General features: G+C 56.6%; 21 protein-coding genes. 13 read left to right on the top strand and 8 right to left on the bottom strand.

Annotated elements, in window-relative coordinates; genetic code table 11:
- Positions 1–20 precede the first annotated feature (20 nt).
- From bluB to rpmE, 6 genes are read left to right on the top strand one after another with little or no spacing between them, the layout of a single operon-like run.
- Positions 21–650, top strand: a complete 630-nt coding sequence (gene bluB / locus ACQY4M_RS12585; RefSeq protein ID WP_428544608.1) for a 5,6-dimethylbenzimidazole synthase — start codon at positions 21–23, stop codon at positions 648–650.
- A complete protein-coding gene (gene rimM / locus ACQY4M_RS12590; protein WP_428544611.1) occupies positions 651–1,160 on the top strand; it encodes a ribosome maturation factor RimM in 510 nt (169 codons plus the stop codon).
- Positions 1,161–1,955, top strand: a complete 795-nt coding sequence (locus tag ACQY4M_RS12595; protein WP_428544614.1) for a hypothetical protein — start codon at positions 1,161–1,163, stop codon at positions 1,953–1,955.
- 9 nt (positions 1,956–1,964) lie between these two features.
- The gene (gene trmD, locus ACQY4M_RS12600) at positions 1,965–2,822 is read left to right on the top strand and encodes a tRNA (guanosine(37)-N1)-methyltransferase TrmD (RefSeq protein WP_428544617.1); all 858 of its coding nucleotides are present in this window, start codon (positions 1,965–1,967) and stop codon (positions 2,820–2,822) included.
- 55 nt (positions 2,823–2,877) lie between these two features.
- Positions 2,878–3,252, top strand: a complete 375-nt coding sequence (gene rplS, locus ACQY4M_RS12605; RefSeq protein ID WP_428544620.1) for a 50S ribosomal protein L19 — start codon at positions 2,878–2,880, stop codon at positions 3,250–3,252.
- A gap of 11 nt (positions 3,253–3,263) precedes the next feature.
- Positions 3,264–3,485 carry a 50S ribosomal protein L31 gene (gene rpmE, locus ACQY4M_RS12610; RefSeq protein ID WP_428544623.1) on the top strand — a complete coding sequence of 74 codons (222 nt, stop codon included), beginning with the start codon at positions 3,264–3,266 and terminating at the stop codon, positions 3,483–3,485.
- A 212-nt stretch (positions 3,486–3,697) separates the two neighbouring features.
- Here rpmE and ACQY4M_RS12615 read toward each other — a convergent pair whose 3' ends face one another.
- Positions 3,698–4,948, bottom strand: a complete 1,251-nt coding sequence (locus tag ACQY4M_RS12615; protein ID WP_428539230.1) for an IS256 family transposase — start codon at positions 4,946–4,948, stop codon at positions 3,698–3,700.
- 117 nt (positions 4,949–5,065) lie between these two features.
- Positions 5,066–6,841: an aspartate--tRNA ligase gene (aspS, locus tag ACQY4M_RS12620; RefSeq protein ID WP_428544626.1), complete on the bottom strand. Its 1,776-nt coding sequence runs from the start codon at positions 6,839–6,841 to the stop codon at positions 5,066–5,068.
- Positions 6,842–7,230: 389 nt separating this feature from the next.
- Between aspS and ACQY4M_RS12625 the strand changes: the two genes are divergently transcribed.
- From ACQY4M_RS12625 to ACQY4M_RS12650, 6 genes are all read left to right on the top strand, one after another.
- Positions 7,231–7,887 carry an IS1595 family transposase gene (locus ACQY4M_RS12625; protein WP_428539609.1) on the top strand — a complete coding sequence of 219 codons (657 nt, stop codon included), beginning with the start codon at positions 7,231–7,233 and terminating at the stop codon, positions 7,885–7,887.
- A 19-nt stretch (positions 7,888–7,906) separates the two neighbouring features.
- Positions 7,907–8,620 carry a glycosyltransferase family 87 protein gene (locus ACQY4M_RS12630; protein ID WP_428544629.1) on the top strand — a complete coding sequence of 238 codons (714 nt, stop codon included), beginning with the start codon at positions 7,907–7,909 and terminating at the stop codon, positions 8,618–8,620.
- Positions 8,621–8,649: 29 nt separating this feature from the next.
- Entirely contained in the window at positions 8,650–9,705 is a 1,056-nt protein-coding gene (locus ACQY4M_RS12635) for an IS5 family transposase (RefSeq protein WP_428542130.1), read from the top strand.
- A gap of 118 nt (positions 9,706–9,823) precedes the next feature.
- Positions 9,824–10,387 (top strand): hypothetical protein, encoded by a 564-nt coding sequence (locus ACQY4M_RS12640; protein WP_428544632.1) that lies wholly within the window; start codon positions 9,824–9,826, stop codon positions 10,385–10,387.
- A gap of 84 nt (positions 10,388–10,471) precedes the next feature.
- On the top strand, positions 10,472–13,765 hold the full coding sequence (gene carB, locus ACQY4M_RS12645; RefSeq protein WP_428544635.1) for a carbamoyl-phosphate synthase large subunit: 3,294 nt from the start codon (positions 10,472–10,474) through the stop codon (positions 13,763–13,765).
- A gap of 26 nt (positions 13,766–13,791) precedes the next feature.
- Positions 13,792–15,006: an MFS transporter gene (locus tag ACQY4M_RS12650; protein WP_428544638.1), complete on the top strand. Its 1,215-nt coding sequence runs from the start codon at positions 13,792–13,794 to the stop codon at positions 15,004–15,006.
- Here the strand turns inward: ACQY4M_RS12650 and gltX are convergent.
- Together gltX and ACQY4M_RS12660 are read right to left on the bottom strand one after the other, a co-directional pair.
- The gene (gene gltX, locus ACQY4M_RS12655; RefSeq protein ID WP_428544641.1) at positions 15,003–16,322 is read right to left on the bottom strand and encodes a glutamate--tRNA ligase; all 1,320 of its coding nucleotides are present in this window, start codon (positions 16,320–16,322) and stop codon (positions 15,003–15,005) included. The two genes, ACQY4M_RS12650 and gltX, sit on opposite strands and share 4 nt — an antisense overlap.
- A gap of 64 nt (positions 16,323–16,386) precedes the next feature.
- A complete protein-coding gene (locus ACQY4M_RS12660) occupies positions 16,387–16,767 on the bottom strand; it encodes a VOC family protein (RefSeq protein WP_428544644.1) in 381 nt (126 codons plus the stop codon).
- 82 nt (positions 16,768–16,849) lie between these two features.
- On the opposite strand from ACQY4M_RS12660, the gene soxR reads away from it, so the two are divergent.
- Positions 16,850–17,311: a redox-sensitive transcriptional activator SoxR gene (gene soxR / locus ACQY4M_RS12665; protein ID WP_428544647.1), complete on the top strand. Its 462-nt coding sequence runs from the start codon at positions 16,850–16,852 to the stop codon at positions 17,309–17,311.
- Here the strand turns inward: soxR and ACQY4M_RS12670 are convergent.
- The 4 genes from ACQY4M_RS12670 to ACQY4M_RS12685 are packed head-to-tail and all read right to left on the bottom strand — an operon-like array spanning position 17,308 to position 19,208.
- Positions 17,308–17,604 carry a hypothetical protein gene (locus ACQY4M_RS12670; protein ID WP_428544650.1) on the bottom strand — a complete coding sequence of 99 codons (297 nt, stop codon included), beginning with the start codon at positions 17,602–17,604 and terminating at the stop codon, positions 17,308–17,310. The two genes, soxR and ACQY4M_RS12670, sit on opposite strands and share 4 nt — an antisense overlap.
- A gap of 12 nt (positions 17,605–17,616) precedes the next feature.
- Positions 17,617–17,853 carry a thioredoxin family protein gene (locus ACQY4M_RS12675; protein ID WP_428544653.1) on the bottom strand — a complete coding sequence of 79 codons (237 nt, stop codon included), beginning with the start codon at positions 17,851–17,853 and terminating at the stop codon, positions 17,617–17,619.
- Positions 17,854–17,871: 18 nt separating this feature from the next.
- On the bottom strand, positions 17,872–18,924 hold the full coding sequence (locus ACQY4M_RS12680; protein ID WP_428544656.1) for a permease: 1,053 nt from the start codon (positions 18,922–18,924) through the stop codon (positions 17,872–17,874).
- The gene (locus ACQY4M_RS12685) at positions 18,921–19,208 is read right to left on the bottom strand and encodes an ArsR/SmtB family transcription factor (protein ID WP_428544659.1); all 288 of its coding nucleotides are present in this window, start codon (positions 19,206–19,208) and stop codon (positions 18,921–18,923) included. Before ACQY4M_RS12685 ends, ACQY4M_RS12680 begins: the two co-directional genes overlap by 4 nt.
- Positions 19,209–19,261: the final 53 nt, after the last annotated feature.

The raw sequence follows: 19,261 nt of genomic DNA on the forward strand, positions 1-19,261 counted from the left end.
TCAGCAGCTTAGGTTCACTCATGCCTGATTTTTCCAATCAGTTCCGGCAAGAGTTCACCCAGCTTCTACGCTGGCGGCGTGACGTGCGCCGCTTTCGCACGGATCCTGTCGAGGGGGGCATTATTGATCGTTGTCTTGCAACGTTCAATCTGGCCCCCTCGGTCGGTCTATCCGAACCCTGGCGGATTGTGCGCATCACCTCGCAAGCCGCCCGCGACGCCGCGATTTCCAATTTCGAGGCCGCAAATGCCGATGCCCTGAAAGGCTATTCCGGCGAAAAAGCACAGCTATATTCGGGGCTTAAACTAAGCGGGATGCACGACGCGCCTGTTCAGTTCGCCGTGTTCTGCGATGACGAAACCCCCAAAGGACAGGGCCTTGGCGCTGCCACTATGCCCGAAACCCGGCGCTATTCCGTGGTGGCCGCAATTACCCAGTTCTGGCTGGCCGCCCGCGTCGAAGGGCTGGGCGTTGGCTGGGTGTCCATCCTTGACCCCGCCCGCCTGACCCGCGATTTGGACGTGCCTGCGGGCTGGTCGCTGATCGCCTATCTATGCGTTGGCTGGCCTGAAGAAAACAAAACCATCCCCACCTTGCAACAAGTCGGCTGGGAAACCCGCAGCACGACGTTGAACATACTGGAGCGATAAATGGGCAATCCGGATCACATCTGTGTCGGGGCTTTTTCCGGCTCTTACGGCGTCAACGGCGAGGTCCGTTTGAAAAGCTTCTGCGCCGATCCCGAAGCGATAGCAGACTACAGCCCCCTGACCACCGAGGATGGCAAACGCAGCTATGCTATCACCATCACCCGCAGCATCAAGGGCGCACTGGTGGCCAAGGTCGAGGGGATCACCAAAAAGGAGATGGCCGATGACCTGAAAGGCATCCGCCTGTTTGCGCGGCGTGATCAGCTACCCGCCCTGCCGGATGACGAATTCTATCACGCCGACCTGATCGGCCTGACCGTTCTGGACACCGGCGGCACGGTTCTGGGCAAGGTCCACGCGGTGCAAAACCACGGTGCCAGCGACCTGCTGGAAATTATGCCGGATGCGGGCGGTAACACTATCCTGCTGCCATTCACCCGCGAAGTGGTGCCCACCGTGGACCTGACCGCAGGCCGTATCATTGCCGACCCGCCCGAGGGGGCCATCTAAATGACCCGCGTCATTGTCCACGCCGGGTTCCACAAAACCGGCACGACAACGGCACAGCGGTTTTTGATGCACAACGGCAAACTGATCTGGCCACACCACGCCATAGCCATCCAGCATCGCATCCGCCACCCTTTGAAAATGGCGCTGGCCTATTCCACCGGCGCCGGGGATCTGGCGCTGGATGAATTCCGGTTTCGCCTAACGGCGTTCCTGAAAACGCTGGATATGGGCAACCGCGGATTGATCATCAGCGCGGAAAACCTGTCAGGCATGATGCCCGGCAAGAATGATCTGGTGGATGGCTATTCTGCCTGTCCTACCCTGATGCAGGCCGTGGCCGAATGTATCGAAACGGTGATTGATGCAAACCCCGATCTGGTATTCCATTTTTCCACCCGTGAAAAACCCGCTTGGTTGCGCAGCATCTGGTGGCATAATCTGCGCAAAACCCGCCTGACCGATGATCTGGAAACCTTCTCGGCCATCCTTGGGCCGACCTGTGATCTGGACAAAACCGTCAAACAGGTGCGCCGCGCAGTTGGGCCATATCAGGTGGTTAGCGAACGGTTGGAGCAAACCACATCACAGCAATTCGGCCCTGCAACCCCGCTGATTGATCTGCTGGAGCTGCCCGACCACCGCCGCACAGCCCTGCAAAATATCCCGCGGGAAAATGTGATGCCTTCGCTTGATCTGGTCCATGAATTTCTGGCCCTGAACCGCTCGACCATGACCAACACCGCCCTGAAGGCCCGCAAACAAGAGCTGCTGGAACAAGCCGCGAAATTGGATTAGGCACGACATATGTCGAAAACACCCAAATCCCCGCTGACCAAATCGCATGGTCGCAAAACCATCACCGCCACGCTGCAACCGCGTGACCTGATGGGCGAGGCCCCGCAACTGGCCAACGCATGGCGGGTCAAGGTGGTCACCCTGTTCCCCGAAGCATTTCCCGGTGTGCTGGGGGCATCGCTGACCGGCAAGGCCCTGCAAGAAGGGCTGTGGCAGCTGGAAACCATTGACCTGCGCCCCTTTGGCGAAGGCAAGCACAAGAACGTCGATGACACCCCTGCCGGCGGGGGTGCCGGTATGGTGCTGCGGGCCGATGTGGTGGGCAAAGCGCTGGAAAAGGCACAACAGGGCACGTCGACAGATCGCGCCAAATGGCCGGTCATTTACCTGTCGCCACGGGGCAAACCCCTGACACAGGCGATGGCACAGCGATTCGCGCAGGCCGACGGAATGACCCTGCTTTGTGGCCGTTTCGAGGGTGTGGACGAGCGCGTGATCGAAGAATTCGCGATAGAAGAGGTTTCTTTGGGCGATTTTGTCCTGACAGGCGGCGAGATTGCTGCACAGGCCTTGATTGATGCCACAGTCCGTCTTATACCGCGCGTCTTGGGGAACCAGGCATCCACCGAAGAGGAATCATTCTCGGACGGGTTGCTGGAACACCCGCAGTATACAAGGCCTGCCGTCTGGAAGGGTCGCGAGATACCGGAAATTCTTCTGTCCGGCCATCATGCGAAAATATCCGACTGGCGACAGGAGATGGCCGAAAGGCTGACAAAGAAACGTCGACCTGATCTCTGGCGGGCTTATTGTGACTCGAATAATTCGGGCACAAATAGGGACCCGGAAGAAGACCAAGAGCTATAGGGGCGCGCCAACACTTCGCGGGCAAACCGTGAGCATTTATGAAGGAGCGTTTCAGATGAACCTGATCGCAGAACTGGAAGCCGAGCAAATCGCCGCGCTTGGCAAAGACATTCCCGATTTCAAGGCGGGTGACACCATCCGCGTTGGTTACAAAGTGACCGAGGGCACCCGCACCCGTGTGCAGAACTACGAAGGTGTTTGTATTGCCCGCAAAGGTGGCTCTGGCATCGCCGCAGCATTCACCGTGCGCAAGATTTCGTTTGGCGAAGGCGTAGAACGTGTGTTTCCGCTGCATTCGACCAATATCGACAGCATCACAGTTGTGCGTCGTGGCCGCGTGCGCCGCGCCAAACTGTACTATCTGCGCAGCCGTCGCGGTAAATCGGCACGTATCGCCGAAGACACCAACTACAAGCCCAAAAAATCTTAAGGAGTGCGGAGATGAAAAAAGATATTCACCCCGACTACCACACAATCAAAGTCAAAATGACCGACGGCACGATTGTAGAAATGAAATCGACCTACGGGACAGAAGGCGAAACACTGTCGCTGGAAATCGACCCGTCGGTTCACCCCGCCTGGACCGGTGGCGGCACCCGCTTGATGGATGCCGGTGGCCGTGTGTCCAAGTTCAAGAAGAAATACGAAGGGCTTGGCTTCTAGGCCATTTCCCCCTTTCGAAATTGATAACGCCGCGCTGGAAGTCAGGGCGGCGTTTTTCGTTTTCCCAGGCTATCTTATGACGTGCCCAGGTCGCAGACCACCCCGTTCGGGCCTTGGGTAACTACCCTGGCACCGGGGCCACAGGGACCATCGGTCGGCTGAACTGGCGGCTCTTGGGCGCGAGCTATGCCCAAAAGTTGGTGACGCAGTAATCAGGCGGCATGTTTTTCCTGCTTGATCCCGTCCTTAAATTCAACCCCTTCGATGATTTCCGGCAATCGGAATGCGCCGTCGAGTTTACGCCATTTCTTCTTTGCCGACATCATCAGGCGGAAGGTCATTGCCAAGGCGGTCTTGCGCCCGAGGCAGCCTTTGGTCTTCTTCGTTCGGTGCCGCACGGTGGCAAATATGCTTTCGATGGGGTTGGATGTGCGGATGTGTTTCCAGTGCTCGGCAGGGAAGTCGTAGAAGGTCAGCAGCACGTCCCGGTCCTTGGTCAGCTTCCCCACGGCACGCTCGTATTTCACGCCATAGGCTTCGATGAAGAAATTGAACGCGGCCTCGGCGTCCCGTTTGTTCTCGGCCATCCAGATGTCCTGTAGATGGCCCTTGGCTTTGGCTTGCAGCGACTTCGGCATGGCATTCAGGACGTTGCCGGTTTTATGCACCCAGCAGCGCTGCTCCCGGGTCTCACCGAACACCTCCCGCAAGGCGTTCCAGAAGCCGAGCGCGCCATCACCAACGGCCAGATCAGGGGCTTTTCTGAGGCCACGACGTTGCAAGTCCAGCAGCAGTTCACGCCAGCTCTGGCTGCTTTCTCGATACCCGTCCACGAGGCCCAGAACATCCTTGTTACCCCACTCGTCCGCGCCGATGATCACCAGCATGCATTGCTTGTCAGCATCCGTGCGCGGCTTGAAATAAACCCCGTCGGCCCAGAAATACACATAGCGTTTGGCCGACAGGTCACGCCGGTTCCAACGCTCGTATTCTGCCCACCACTCCGCCTTCAGGCGCGAAATCGTGCTCGATGTCAAACCACCCGCATCAGGCCCCAGAAGGGCCGCCAGTGCTTCGCCGAAATCACCCGTGGAAATACCTTTGAGATAGAGCCAGGGCAACAACTCCTCGACCGACTTTGCCCGGCGCAGATACGGCGGCAGAAGCGTCGAGGTGAACCTGATCTTCTCCGCCCCCGTGCCACGATCACGCACCCGAGGCACATTCACCGGGACAGGGCCGATCCCCGTCATCACCTCGCGCTCCGGCAGGTATCCGTGGCGAACAAGGCGCTGGCGACCGGCCGAATCCCTCAAATGCGCGTGTTGCGCCATCAGATCACAAACCTCGGCCTCGACCGCCTGTGCCAACAGATCCCGCGCGCCTTTGCGCAAGATATCCGTCAGCGGATCAGGTGAAATTCCGGCTGGATCGGTAAACTCCAAAATAGTATCGTCTTCCATGTGGCATATCCTTTTCTCTCTGAGAATCGCGGCGCGTCAACACCGCCATGATATGCCACCCAATCACCCCATCACCAACTTTCGGGCATTACTCGTATTTTTGCAGTTTGATACGCTTTAGTCCTGCGGGATCACCCGCAAGTGCAATTCGCGCAGTTGTTCGTTCATCGGCTCGTTCGGCGCGCCCATCATCAGGTCTTCTGCGCGCTGGTTCATCGGGAACATGATCACTTCGCGGATGTTGGCCTCGTCTGCCAGCAGCATCACAATGCGGTCGATACCGGCCGCACAACCACCGTGAGGCGGAGCGCCGTATTTGAATGCGTTCACCATGCCGCCAAAGCGTTTTTCGACTTCGTCTTTGCCGTAACCGGCAATCTCGAACGCCTTGAACATAATCTCGGGTTTGTGATTCCGGATCGCGCCGGACACCAATTCATATCCGTTGCATGACAGATCATACTGATAGCCCAGAACCTCAAGCGGATCACCTTCCAGCGCTTCCATGCCGCCTTGGGGCATCGAAAACGGGTTGTGTTCAAAATCGACCTTGCCAGTTTCCTCGTCCCGCTCGTAAATCGGGAAATCGACGATCCATGCAAAGGCAAAGCGATCCTCGTCGATCAGCTTCAACTCGCGGCCAATTTCATCACGGGCGCGACCGGCCACAGCTTCGAACGCTTTGGGTTTGCCGGCAAGGAAAAACGCGGCGTCGCCGACTTCAAGGCCCAACTGCTGACGAATGGCTTCGGTGCGTTCGGGGCCGATGTTTTTGGCCAAAGGCCCAGCGGCTTCCATCCCGTTACCCTGATCACGCCAGAAAATATAGCCCATGCCCGGCAGCCCCTCTTTTTGCGCAAAGGCGTTCATGCGGTCACAGAATTTGCGCGAACCGCCGCCGGGGGCCGGAATGGCGCGGATTTCGGTGCCTTCCTGCTCCAGCAATTTCGCGAAAATCGCAAAGCCTGATCCACGGAAATGTTCGGAAACAATCTGCATCTTGATCGGGTTGCGCAGATCGGGCTTGTCGGTGCCATACCATAGGGCGGCGTCCTTGTAGGAAATCTGTTCCCATTCGGTATCAACCTTGCGACCGCCGCCGAATTCCTCGAACACGCCCTGAATCACCGGCTGGATGGTGTCAAACACATCCTGTTGGGTGACGAAGGACATTTCCAGATCAAGCTGGTAAAAATCGGTCGGTGAGCGGTCGGCACGCGGGTCTTCGTCGCGAAAACACGGGGCGATCTGGAAATATTTGTCATAGCCAGACACCATAATCAGCTGTTTGAATTGCTGTGGTGCCTGCGGCAACGCGTAAAACTTACCAGGATGCAGGCGTGACGGGATCAGAAAATCACGGGCACCTTCAGGGCTAGAGGACGTGATAATCGGGGTCTGGAATTCGCGAAACCCTTTATCCCACATCCGCTTGCGCATGCTGGCCACCACATCGCTGCGCAGCTTCATATTGTTTTGCAGCTTTTCACGACGCAGGTCCAGATAGCGGTATTTCAGGCGGGTTTCCTCGGGGTATTCCTGATCGCCAAATACCATCAGCGGCAGTTCGTCGGCATGCCCCAGCACCTCGATATCGCGGATGAACACCTCGATTTCGCCGGTGGGGATTTTCGAATTGATCAGGCTTTCGTCCCGCGCCATGACGTTTCCGTCAATCCGGATGCACCATTCGGACCGCACCTTTTCAATTTCGGCAAACACGGGGCTGTCCGGGTCGGCCATCACCTGCGTGATGCCGTAATGATCGCGCAGATCGATAAACAGCAACCCGCCGTGATCGCGCACCCGATGCACCCAGCCCGACAGGCGGACATTGTCCCCGACGTTGGATTTGTTCAATTCCGCGCAAGTGTGGCTGCGATAGGCGTGCATAGTCGTCCCCTTATGGGCAATTTCAGGTTTCCAGCCGATACACCCTGCAAAACGGCCAAAGTCAAGGTCACATCCCCGTTTTGCGCCTGTCCAAAATGAAATATTCCTCAATCCCTGTGCCTATTTGAAGATAAATAGGGGATAAATTCACGGCCTGAATACCGAGTTGCAGAAATCACATCATAAAATTTTGTTTCCAAAACAGCTATTATCAAGCCTATTGCAAGACGCTTATAACTGCACCAATGACAAACCTGCGCGCATTTATACCAAACGAGACATTATTATGATTACACGTTCAACAAGAACGGCATTCTTGTTAGTCTTAACTGTTTCAACATTGTTTGGGGCTGACCCAGATAACCTAAAAAGAGGTTATGATGGGAAGCATGAGAAAGAGTCGCCTGAGCCACTACAAGCAAGACCGTCTTACGGAGCATTTTGTTTCGGGATCGACAGCACGAACAGCAGCCAGTTTGTGTGGTGTAAACCGCAAGACCGCAGCGTTTTATTTTCTACGCCTGCGCGAGATAATCGCCTATGAGCTGGAGGCGGAAAGCCAAGCTATGTTCGGCGGAGAAATAGAAGTGGACGAAAGCTACTTTGGCGGCAAACGCAAAGGTAAACGCGGGCGTGGTGCGGCAGGTAAAATTCCCGTTTTTGGTATATTAAAAAGGGGTGGGAAGGTTTACACCAAGATCATCCCGGACGCCAAATCCGCCACTCTGATCCCGATCATAGAGCGCAAAGTCGTGCCGGATTCCATCGTCTATTCCGATTGTTGGCGCGGTTATAATGTGCTGGATGTGTCAGACTTCCACCACTTTCGCATCAACCATTCCAAGCTCTTTGCAGACCGTCACAACCACATCAATGGCATCGAGAATTTCTGGAACCAAGCCAAGCGCCACATGCGCCGATTTAACGGTGTCCCCAAGGCCCAATTTGGGCTATATTTGAAGGAATGCGAGTGGCGTTTCAACAACAGTGACCCTTCAGCTCAGTTATTGCAGCTAAGACAATGGGTTAAGCGTTACTTGAAGTAGTTATCTGGGTCAGCCCCCATTGTTTTTTACGATTTTTTATAATGTCCGGTCCCCCGATCTGCTTGCAAACTGGATGGGCGGACATTTTTATCAAATCGGCGCGTGGGACCAAATTTATCCTGCTGATACTATTACCTATTCAATGCTGCCTCCGGACGGGTGGATGCCCTATCTTCAGGAACAGGGCTATGACGGGTCGGTGTTTCCCTTCATCTATCCGCCATTATGGGCACATGTGTTTGGCTGGCTGACAACTGTAACCACATACAGCACACTTTCCAACATTGCCCGGGCCATCAATCCGCTGCTTATGGGAGGCATGGTAATTCTGGCCTGGCGGAGTGTGGGCAGCACCATGTCTGTTGCGCTTTATACATTTATCGGATTGGCAATTCTGGTCAGCACCTATGTCGGGTTTATCCCGATATATCAGAACCAACCACAAATATTAGTTAGTTTTCTAATCGTTTTGGCCATTGAACGCAGCCGCCACAATGCGCCCTTTGCCGCTGGCATGGCAATGGCATTAGCAGCATCGATCAAGCTGTACCCAGCATTGTTTGCACTGTTTTGGCTGGCGAACGGGAATCGAAAAGCCTTTGGCAGTTTTATTATTTCTGGACTTGTTTTGGCCGGAACATCTGTATGGCTTGCAGGTTGGCCGTTACATCGGATATTTTTGCAAAGACCTCTGCATAACATCGGGATTCCCCCGGGTTGGCCGTTTTGGTAAGCTAGCCGGGAAATCTCTGGGGTGAATAGATGGACCTTTTCCTGCACGAAGCGGCGGCACGGATCGGCGCGGATGACGTTCTGTCGAAGATCGACGCGCTGATGGATTGGAACTCGTTTTTGCCGATCCTGCGGCGCGGTCTGGGGCGCTCGGGGATCGGGCCTCAGGGCTATGATCCGCTGGTTCTGTTCAAGTGTCTTCTGGTTGGCCAGTGGCACGGGCTGAGCGACCCGAAGCTGGAGCGGGCCTTGAAGGTGCGGCTGGATTTCATGCTGTTCTGCGGGCTCGATCTGCACGCGTCGGTGCCGGATGAGACGACCCACTGCCGGTTCCGCAATGCGCTGGTCCGGGGTGGCGTTTACGATGAGCTGCTGGCCGAGGTCTGCCGCCAGATCGAGGCGCATGGGCTGAAGCTGAAAGAGGCTGAGGCGGCGATCATTGATGCGACCCTGATCGCGGCGGCGGCGCGCCCGCGCACCCATATCGACGCCCCGCAGGACCGGGCAGAGGACCGGGCAGAGGACGGGGCAAGGGAAGGGACGCCGGATGATCCGCCCGAGGTCTCACCCGACGGGGCACAGCTGCATTTCAGCGCCGACCCTGATGCCCGCTGGGTCAAGAAGGGCCGCAAGAGCACGCTCGGCTACAAGGGCTTTGCCCGCTGCGACGAAGAGGGCTTTATCGACAAGGTGCACACCACGCCCGCCAATGCCGCCGAAAGCCCCGAATTCGCCACCATGATCGCGGGCGCAAAGGCGCAGCGGGTGCTGGCCGACAAGGCCTATGCGAGCAAGGCCAACCGCCAGATGCTGCGCGGCAAATACCGCGACGGCATCCTGCGCAAGGCAGCGCGCGGCCGCCCCCTGCGGCAATCGGAGAAACGCTTCAACCGGCTGATTTCGAAACGCCGCTTCCGCATCGAGCAGACTTTCGGCACGATGAAACGCCTCTTCGGCCTGCAGCGGGCGAGATATTTCGGGCGCGCCAGGGTGCATGCCCAGATGGTCATGGCCGCCATCGCGCAAAACCTGCTCAAGGCCGCAAACAGGATCACCCTCAACCCGCAAACCCCCGCAATCGCATAGCCCCAAACCCCGCCACCCGTCTGTCCGCCGGACCCGCAGGGGCGCAAGGTGGGCGGCCGAAATCTTGCTTCAACCGAAAGCCATGGCCTCATGCAGAGGTCTTTTGCATGAAGTTTCGGTGATCAACAATACCGCACTGGTTAACTTCATGAATGTATCAATCGACGGGGTAATCGCCCAATTGTTCTTCCCCGAAGATTTACATTTTATTCAATCTGCCGGAAATCCACACGTTCAGGGTGAATATCTGGGATGGTATACATTAAATAAATCATCGCTATGGGTGGGCATCTCGGCAACAGCAATGGTTTTAACAATTATTGCCATGTCGCGACTGTTCAAAAAGTACCCAGCGGGAACCCCACAGCACGATTTAGCCTGGCCATTGGCAATTATAATCGTTGCATTGCTCAATCCCATCTCGTGGAACTATCATTATTTACCAGCCGTGGCCTTTGCACCCGCATTATTTGTTTATTACCGGCCAAGCACAGCTGCATTTTTGCTGGCTCTATCGTTTTCACCGTTGCTGATGATAAAAATCATTTCCTTTCCGAATTTCGGCTGGATCAAAATCTCGAACCAGATTGCATCGACTATGGGAATTATCGGGCTTGCTGTTGCATTTGCCTTCGCCATGCGGCGAAAACCCCGCAATTTCAAAGCACCGGACAGTATGTAGCATCATAACAGGGCTTGCGCCCCGCCGCCGCTTGTCTATAACCCCAAAGAATTTGCCGCTATTTGCACCTCGGGGGTCTGCCAAATGCCAAAAAGAGATGACATCAAATCCATCATGATTATCGGCGCCGGCCCTATCATTATCGGGCAGGCTTGCGAGTTTGACTATTCCGGTGCACAGGCCTGCAAAGCGCTGCGCGAAGAAGGCTACCGCGTTATTCTGGTCAACTCGAACCCGGCCACCATCATGACCGATCCGAAACTGGCCGATGCCACCTATATCGAGCCGATCACCCCCGAAATGGTCGCCAAGATTATCAAGGCCGAACGCCCCGACGCCCTGCTGCCGACAATGGGCGGGCAAACCGGCCTGAACACGGCGCTGGAACTGGCCGATATGGGGGTTCTGGAAAAATACAACGTCGAGCTGATCGGCGCCAACCGCGAGGCCATCGAGATGGCCGAGGATCGCAAACTATTCCGCGAGGCGATGGACCGTCTGGGCCTTGAAAATCCGCGTGCCACGATTGCCGAAAACATGGATCAATGTATGACCGCGCTCGAAGATATCGGTCTGCCCGCCATCATCCGCCCCGCCTTTACCCTTGGCGGCACCGGCGGCGGTGTGGCCTATAACCGCGATGATTTCATCCATTTCTGCCAGACCGGTCTGGACGCCAGCCCTGTTAACCAGATCTTGATTGATGAATCCCTACTGGGCTGGAAAGAATACGAAATGGAGGTGGTGCGCGACACCGCCGACAATGCTATTATCGTCTGTTCCATCGAAAACATTGATCCGATGGGCGTGCATACGGGTGATTCCATCACCGTTGCCCCCGCCCTGACGTTGACCGACAAGGAATACCAGATGATGCGGTCGGCCAGTATTGCGGTCTTGCGCGAAATCGGCGTGGAAACCGGCGGCTCCAATGTGCAATGGGCGGTGAACCCTGCTGACGGGCGCATGGTAGTGATTGAAATGAACCCGCGTGTATCGCGCTCCTCGGCGCTGGCGTCCAAGGCAACCGGTTTCCCGATTGCCAAAATCGCCGCTAAACTGGCTGTGGGCTACACATTGGACGAGTTGGACAACGACATCACCAAAGTGACGCCCGCGTCCTTCGAGCCAACCATCGACTATGTCGTCACCAAAATCCCGCGCTTTGCCTTTGAAAAATTCGCAGGCTCGGAACCGCTGCTGTCCACCGCGATGAAATCGGTTGGCGAAACCATGGCCATTGGCCGCACCATCCATGAATCCCTGCAAAAGGCGCTGGCCAGCATGGAAACCGGCCTGACCGGATTTGACGAAGTGGAAATCGAGGGCGCCCCCGACAAGGCCGCCGTGATCAAAGCCATCAGCATGCAAACGCCCGACCGGATGCGCACCATCGCCCAAGCCATGCGCGAGGGGCTGACGGATGACGAAATCCACAATGCCACCATGTTTGACCCGTGGTTCCTGTCGCGCATCCGCGAGATCGTGGACGCCGAGGCACAGATCAAGGCAAACGGCCTGCCCGACAACGCCGACGCCTTGCGCAAAATTAAAATGATGGGGTTCTCGGACGCCCGTCTGGCCATGCTGACCGGCAAAACCGAAACCGATGTGAGCAACATCCGCCTTGCCGCCGGTGTAACGGCCGTATTTAAACGCATCGACACCTGCGCGGCCGAATTCGAGGCCCAAACGCCCTATATGTATTCCACCTACGAGGCCCCGGCGATGGGCGACGTGGAATGCGAAGCACGGCCCAGCGACAAGAAAAAGGTGGTTATCCTTGGGGGTGGTCCCAACCGGATCGGACAGGGGATCGAATTCGATTACTGCTGTTGTCACGCCTGTTACGCCCTGACCGATCAGGGTTATGAAACCATCATGATCAACTGCAACCCCGAAACGGTTTCCACCGATTACGACACCTCGGACCGGCTGTATTTCGAACCGGTGACCTTTGAACATGTGATGGAAATTCTGCGGGTTGAACAGGAAAACGGCACCCTGCACGGGGTGATTGTGCAGTTCGGCGGGCAAACCCCGCTGAAACTGGCAAATGATTTGCAGGACGCGGGCATACCCATATTGGGCACTACGCCCGACAGCATTGATCTGGCCGAGGATCGCGAGCGGTTTCAGGAACTGGTAAACTCCCTTGGCCTGTTGCAGCCGAAAAACGGCATTGCCAGCACCGACGAAGAAGCCCTGAAAATCGCCGAGGAAATCGGCTTCCCCTTGGTGATCCGTCCCTCCTACGTTCTGGGTGGCCGCGCGATGGAAATCGTGCGCGATATGCCCCATCTGGAGCGCTATATCGCCGAGGCCGTAGTGGTTTCCGGTGACAGCCCCGTGTTGCTCGACAGCTATCTGTCTGGTGCGATTGAAATGGATGTGGATGCGCTGTGCGATGGCAAGGATGTTCATGTTGCAGGCATCATGCAGCATATCGAAGAGGCCGGCGTTCATTCCGGTGACAGCGCCTGTTCGCTGCCGCCCTATTCGCTGCCCACAGAGATCATCCAAGAGGTCCACCGCCAGACCAAAGCGCTGGCCTTGGCGTTGAATGTGGTCGGCCTGATGAACATCCAGTTCGCGGTCAAGGATGGCAAAGTCTACCTGATCGAGGTCAACCCGCGGGCCAGCCGCACCGTGCCGTTTGTGGCCAAAGCCACCGACAGCGCCATTGCATCCATCGCAGCGCGGATCATGGCGGGCGAGCCGCTGTCAAACTTCCCGATGCGCGCGCCCTACCCCGAAGGCGCCGGCGTGGACACACCTCTGCCCTTCGCCGACCCGATGTCGCTGGCCGATCCGGACATGCCGTGGTTTTCGGTGAAAGAGGCCGTGCTGCCCTTTGCCCGCTTCCCCGGCGTCGATACGATCCTTGGCCCCGAAATGCGCTCGACCGGCGAAGTCATGGGCTGGGACCGTTCCTTCGCGCTGGCGTATCTCAAGGCACAAATGGGGGCGGGTGTGGTGCTGCCGACTGAGGGGGTTGTGTTCATCTCGATCAAGGATATGGACAAAACCACCGACATGGCCGACACCGCCCGCCTGATGGTTGAACTGGGCTTTGATCTGATTGCCACCCGTGGCACCGGCGCGTGGTTGCAGGAAAACGGCATTGACTGCGAGATCGTGAACAAGGTTTACGAAGGCCGCCCCAATATCGTTGACAGGATGAAAAACGGCGAAATCGCACTGGTGATGAACACCACCGAAGGCGCGCAAGCGGTCGAGGACAGCCGTGAAATCCGTTCCGTGGCACTAAATGACGGCTTACCCTATTTCACCACAGCAGCGGCCAGCCATGCGGTGGCTTTGGCGATGAAGTCGCGCGAAGAAGGCGAATTGGGCGTGCGCAGCCTGCAAGGGTAAGCATCTTTTTCATCAGGAGCAAATCAATGCGCCATCACGGAAACATGAAATGGCTGATCCTGACAATCACGGCGCTGTTCTTTCTGTTTGAATTCGTCACCCGTGTCGAACCCAGCCTTGCCAACAGCGAAATCGCTGCGCGTTTCCAGCTGAACAATGCCCAGTTCGGCACTCTGGCCAGCATATTCTTCTGGATCTACGCCCCGATGCAACTGATCGTCGGCCTGCTGCTGGACCGGTTTGGCGCGCGGCGGCTGATCCCGCCAGCCATCCTGATTTGCGCCAGTGGTGTGATCCTGTTTGCTACAGCGGGCAACGCCTATATTGCCGGAATCGGGCGGTTCGCAACCGGGCTTGGGGCTTCGTTTGCCTTTGTCGGTTCGCTTTATGTGGTGAACCACTGGTTCGGGGCGGGGCGGTTTGCGGTGCTGTCCGGCGTGGTAAATGCGGTCGGGATGCTGGGCACGGCGATCGGGGCAGTTGCGCTGACGTCGGCAATTACCACAAGCGGCTGGCAAAATGTATTCTGGGCCACCGGCATTGCCGGTCTGGTTTTGTTTGTCATCGCCCTGCTGTTCATGCGCGACCCGCCGGAACATGTGCCAGCCGCCAAAAAAACCACCAGCTTTATCACGCCCGTTCTTGTGGCGGTGCGGGACCGGAACATCTGGCTGATCGCCATCATCGGCACACTTTACTACATGCCGATCAATGTTTTCGGTGGGCTATGGGGCAATGCGGAACTGACCAAAGACCACGGCCTAAGCGCAGTTCATGCCGAAACCGCCGTCTCGATGATCTTTTGGGGGCTGGCAGCAGGCAGCATCGCGGCCGGGTGGCTGTCGGACCATCTGGGGCATCGGAAATGGATCATCGTGATCGGGGCGTTTCTGACCGCCATCAGCTTTGCCGCAGCAGTTTATCTGCCGACATCTTCGCTTCCTTTGCTATCGGGCCTGCTGTTCCTTAGCGGTTTTCTGGGCGGGGGGCAGATGCTGACATTTTCCATCGCCAAGGAGAGACATGCAGCGGCCTATTCCGGCACGATCATTGCCTTTGTCAACATGATCGGCATTGGCGGGGCGTTGATATTCCAGCCGCTTGTCGGGGCGATTGTCGATCGAAACAACGGCGATTTTGCATGGGCAATGCTGACCATGCCCGCCTGTTTGCTGGCGGCCGCACTGCTATCCCTGATGCTGACCGACAAACGCCACCCGGATCATATACCCGGTCGCTAACGCCTGATCCCCTGCAACAGCGGCAACAGATGCGACATATCAGGCCCGTGGTCCATTCCCGTCAACGCCTTGCGCAGCGGCATGAATAACCCGCGGCCCTTGCGGCCTGTGGCCTCTTTCACCGCCTTGGTCCATGCGCCCCATGTATCGGTATCCCACGGCTGTTCCGGCAACATCGCCAGCGCCTGCTCAATGAATTCCTTGTCTTCGTCATCCACCATTGGCGTTGCCCCGTCGCGGCACAGCGCCCACCAGTCCTTTAGATCGTCCAGCACGGTGATGTTTTCGCGCACCGTGTTCCAGAAGGCTTCGGCCACATCATCCGGCACGCCCAGCGAACGGATGTAATCGGCAACCTCGGCATAAGCCAGCCCCTGATTGTAATGCGCGGTCAGCGGGAACAGGTCGTCCACGTCGAATTTTGTCGGCGCCGCCCCGAAATGCGACAGGTCAAACCCCTGAACCAGATCGGCCATATCGGTGCGCAATTCGATCGGATCGGATGTTCCCAACCGTGCCATTTGCGACAGCAATGCCATCGGCTGCACACCCTGCGCCCGCAGATCGCGCAGCGCCAATGTGCCCAGACGTTTGGACAAAGCTTCGCCCTGCGGCCCCGTTAGCAGCGAGTGATGCGCGAATGACGGCACCGTGCCGCCCAGCGCCTGAATGATCTGGATTTGGGTGGCGGTGTTGGTCACATGGTCCGAGCCACGCACCACATTGGTGATACCGAAATCAATGTCGTCACAAACCGAGGCCAGCGTATAAAGAAACTGCCCGTCGCCACGGATCAGCACGGGGTCGGACACGCTTGCCGCGTCAATCGACAGATCGCCCAGAATTCCGTCGGTCCACTCGATCCGTTCCTGATCCAATTTAAAGCGCCAATGCCCCGCGCCACGCTCGTTGCGCAGGCGTGCCTTTTCCTCGTCGCTTAGCTCCAGCGCCGAACGGTCGTAAACCGGAGGATGCCCCATGTTCAACTGCTTCTTGCGCTTCAAATCCAGCTCGGTCGGGGTTTCGAAACATTCATACAACCGCCCGCTGGCGCGCAATTCGTCCGCCGCCTGATTATAGCGATCCAGCCGCGTTGACTGCTTTTCCATCCGGTCCCAATTCAGGCCCAGCCACTGCAGATCTTCCATGATTCCGTCCGCATATTCCTGTTTGGAACGTTCGGGGTCGGTATCATCCAGCCGCAGGATAAATTGCCCGCCAGCCTTGCGGGCAATCAGGTAATTCATCAGCGCAGTGCGCAGGTTGCCAACGTGGATATAGCCGGTCGGGGAGGGGGCGAAACGGGTGGTTGTCATGGATCAGGTCCGATTGATTACGTTCGCCTAGGCTCTTACGGCAATTTTGGCAGATGTGGAAGGGTCAGGCGTAACTAACCACCTCGACTTCAACCGCATCCGGATCGTCGAAATAAAATCGCCGCCCCGGCTCGTAGTCAGCGTGCGAATGGATCCTACATCCTTCTGCGCGCACCCGTTCCTCGATGGCATCCAGATCATCGACCACAACAGCGATATGATTGATCCCGCCAACATGGGAATAGCTGTCGGTGGCCGGCTCGTAATCACCCTTGGTATATAGCGCGACGTAACTGTTTTCGCCGCCCACATGCAGGGTGACACCGCCATGTATCGCTGTGCCCTGCCAGCGTATTTTCCAGCCGAACAGTTTGCTATAGAGCGCAGCGGTGACCTCTGGGTCGCGCACGGTGATGTTGACGTGTTCCAGATATATTTCCGACATTTTAGTTCCTTTCCATACTTGATTTAACACTTGTAATTCCTCAAGCTAACTTTAGGTCAAGAGATTTTTTAAAAGGAATTCCATGCGCGCATCTGATGAAATGACAATCGGTAATCTGGCTCGGCGCACCGGCTTGGCAGTTTCGGCCATCCGGTATTACGAAGAACAGGGGCTGGTCCACCCCGAACGCAACTCCGGCGGGCAAAGGCGGTTCAGGCGCTCGGACATCCGTCGCCTGTCGTTTGTGAAAATTGCCCAGCAGTTCGGCTATACCCTGCCAAAAATCGCCAACCTGATGGCCACTTTGCCAGAGGGGCGCACCCCCACCAAACGCGATTGGGAAAAGATCAGCCGCAGTTTCCGGCGCACATTGGATAAACAAATCCTGACACTGGAACAGATGCGTGACAATCTGGATGGCTGCATCGGCTGCGGCTGCCTGTCGCTGAAAAAATGCCGTCTATATAATGATCAGGACCGCGCCGCACGCCTTGGACCCGGCCCCCGCTATATGATGGGGGACCGGCCAAAAGATTTGGATTAACAGCAGCTTTGGCCGCTTTTGGTCGGGGTGCAGCCGCATGTTTCCCCTTCGGGTGCAACGACGGGGGCTGTGTCATTCGCCGCCGCGTCAAAAGCGAAATCCAGCTTTTCAGTGGCCTCGTCCCGAATGTGGCGGGCGATTTCGATCACCGCATTGATCTGATGTTCCGGCACCCCTGCCCCGCGCAGCCGTTCCAGTTGACATTGACCCATTGCCGGATGGTTGGCGGCAATACCCGACGCCAAAGATACCATCGCGACAATGTTGGAGTGAAGTTGTGGTTCGTTATCCATGATTATCCCCAACTATCCCTGCACCCATTCCTGCACCTTTTCAGGTGCCGGAACGCCACCGGCATGAACCAGCTTTTCGTCCAGAACAACACCCGGGGTGGACATCACGCCATAACCCATGATCGCGCCCATATCGGTGACTTTTTCCACCTCGACATCGACACCGGCCGCCTTGGCTGTCTGTTCGATCAGCGCGGCGGTGTTTTCACAGTTTTTGCAGCCACTTCCGAGGACTTTGAAATGTTTCATTCATCTTGCTCCGATTGATTAAAAGATTGCGTTGAACAGAAAACCCACGGCCAGAATACCGCTGCCGACCACACCGACAAACACCGCGATCAGTTTTATCGTCAGCACTTTGCGCAGGATCAGCATTTCCGGCAGTGACAGGGCGATCACACTCATCATAAAGGCCAGCACGGTGCCCAGTTCGGCGCCCTTGCCCAGCAAGGCTTCGACTATCGGTATCACACCAGCCGCGTTTGTATACATGGGAATGCCCATGCCAACCGCGACGGGAACCGACCACCACTGCCCCGATCCCATGATCGAAACCATCGTGTCCTCTGGCACATAACCGTGGATGACAGCACCCAGGCTGATCCCGACAATGACCCATATCCAGACCTTTCCGACGATCTCTTTGACAGATTCAATGCCCTGCCCGTAACGATCCACCATGGTCAGGTTTTCTTCAGGCACAGCGCCAGCAGCCTGCCCCAAGTGAATATCTTTCACCCAGTCCTGCAACCAGCCTTCCAGATGGAAACGGCCAATCACCCAGCCTGCGACAATGGCGATTGTCAGGCCGAAGAACAAATAGATGATTGCCACTTTCGGCCCGACCAGCCCCCAAAGCAGCACCAGCGCCACCTCGTTCACCATCGGGGCTGCAATCAAAAAACTGAAGGTCACGCCCAGCGGCACCCCGGCGGATACGAACCCGACGAACAACGGCACAGCCGAGCACGAACAAAACGGCGTCAGAATACCAAGGCTGGCAGACATCACATTCCCCACGCCTTCGCGTTTACCCGAAAGCAACGCGCGGGTTTTTTCCGGGCTGAAAAAGCTGCGGATAACCCCCATCCAGAACACAATCAGCGCCAGTAGCATGATCACTTTGGGGGTGTCATAAAAGAAAAAGGCCAGCGCCTCGCCGGTATGGCTACTGCGATCAACCGGCAACAAGGCGGTCAGCCATTCGGAAAAGGCCGGCAGCTGTTTATATACGGCAAACCATACAATTGTGGCGGCGACAACACCTGCATGCCATACCCACGCCGGGCGGTTAGGGGAATCAATTGATTGAACTGTCATGCGACCGTCCTTTCCTGGGATGCTTCTGCCGTAAAGATGGCATTAACGACAGCCACAATTTCAGAAGCAAGTTTGACATTTCTGCGGTAGCGCACCCATTGTGCATCGCGCCGGTCGGTCACCAACCCTGCGTCTTTCAGTGTTTTCATGTGTCGTGACATACTGCTTTGCGATGCGTCCAACTTGGTCATCAATTCGCAAACGCAGTGTTCGCCACCACCCCATAAGATATGTAGCGCACGTCGCCTTAGAGGGTCGGCAATAGCATTTAATACTGTCTGCATGACTGGATTCCCAAATATGTTTCACATCGCATATGCACTTAATCGCATATGCT

It is taken from the genome of Profundibacter sp. (assembly GCF_965277155.1).
In the GTDB taxonomy this organism is placed as follows: domain Bacteria; phylum Pseudomonadota; class Alphaproteobacteria; order Rhodobacterales; family Rhodobacteraceae; genus Profundibacter.

Coding starts and splice junctions, on each gene's coding strand:
- bluB (WP_428544608.1), top strand. CDS start 21: ATGCCTGATTTTTCCAATCAGTTCCGGCAAGAGTTCACCCAGCTTCTA.
- rimM (WP_428544611.1), top strand. CDS start 651: ATGGGCAATCCGGATCACATCTGTGTCGGGGCTTTTTCCGGCTCTTAC.
- ACQY4M_RS12595 (WP_428544614.1), top strand. CDS start 1,161: ATGACCCGCGTCATTGTCCACGCCGGGTTCCACAAAACCGGCACGACA.
- trmD (WP_428544617.1), top strand. CDS start 1,965: ATGTCGAAAACACCCAAATCCCCGCTGACCAAATCGCATGGTCGCAAA.
- rplS (WP_428544620.1), top strand. CDS start 2,878: ATGAACCTGATCGCAGAACTGGAAGCCGAGCAAATCGCCGCGCTTGGC.
- rpmE (WP_428544623.1), top strand. CDS start 3,264: ATGAAAAAAGATATTCACCCCGACTACCACACAATCAAAGTCAAAATG.
- ACQY4M_RS12615 (WP_428539230.1), bottom strand. CDS start 4,948: ATGGAAGACGATACTATTTTGGAGTTTACCGATCCAGCCGGAATTTCA.
- aspS (WP_428544626.1), bottom strand. CDS start 6,841: ATGCACGCCTATCGCAGCCACACTTGCGCGGAATTGAACAAATCCAAC.
- ACQY4M_RS12625 (WP_428539609.1), top strand. CDS start 7,231: ATGAGAAAGAGTCGCCTGAGCCACTACAAGCAAGACCGTCTTACGGAG.
- ACQY4M_RS12635 (WP_428542130.1), top strand. CDS start 8,650: ATGGACCTTTTCCTGCACGAAGCGGCGGCACGGATCGGCGCGGATGAC.
- carB (WP_428544635.1), top strand. CDS start 10,472: ATGCCAAAAAGAGATGACATCAAATCCATCATGATTATCGGCGCCGGC.
- ACQY4M_RS12650 (WP_428544638.1), top strand. CDS start 13,792: ATGCGCCATCACGGAAACATGAAATGGCTGATCCTGACAATCACGGCG.
- gltX (WP_428544641.1), bottom strand. CDS start 16,322: ATGACAACCACCCGTTTCGCCCCCTCCCCGACCGGCTATATCCACGTT.
- ACQY4M_RS12660 (WP_428544644.1), bottom strand. CDS start 16,767: ATGTCGGAAATATATCTGGAACACGTCAACATCACCGTGCGCGACCCA.
- soxR (WP_428544647.1), top strand. CDS start 16,850: ATGCGCGCATCTGATGAAATGACAATCGGTAATCTGGCTCGGCGCACC.
- ACQY4M_RS12670 (WP_428544650.1), bottom strand. CDS start 17,604: ATGGATAACGAACCACAACTTCACTCCAACATTGTCGCGATGGTATCT.
- ACQY4M_RS12675 (WP_428544653.1), bottom strand. CDS start 17,853: ATGAAACATTTCAAAGTCCTCGGAAGTGGCTGCAAAAACTGTGAAAAC.
- ACQY4M_RS12680 (WP_428544656.1), bottom strand. CDS start 18,924: ATGACAGTTCAATCAATTGATTCCCCTAACCGCCCGGCGTGGGTATGG.
- ACQY4M_RS12685 (WP_428544659.1), bottom strand. CDS start 19,208: ATGCAGACAGTATTAAATGCTATTGCCGACCCTCTAAGGCGACGTGCG.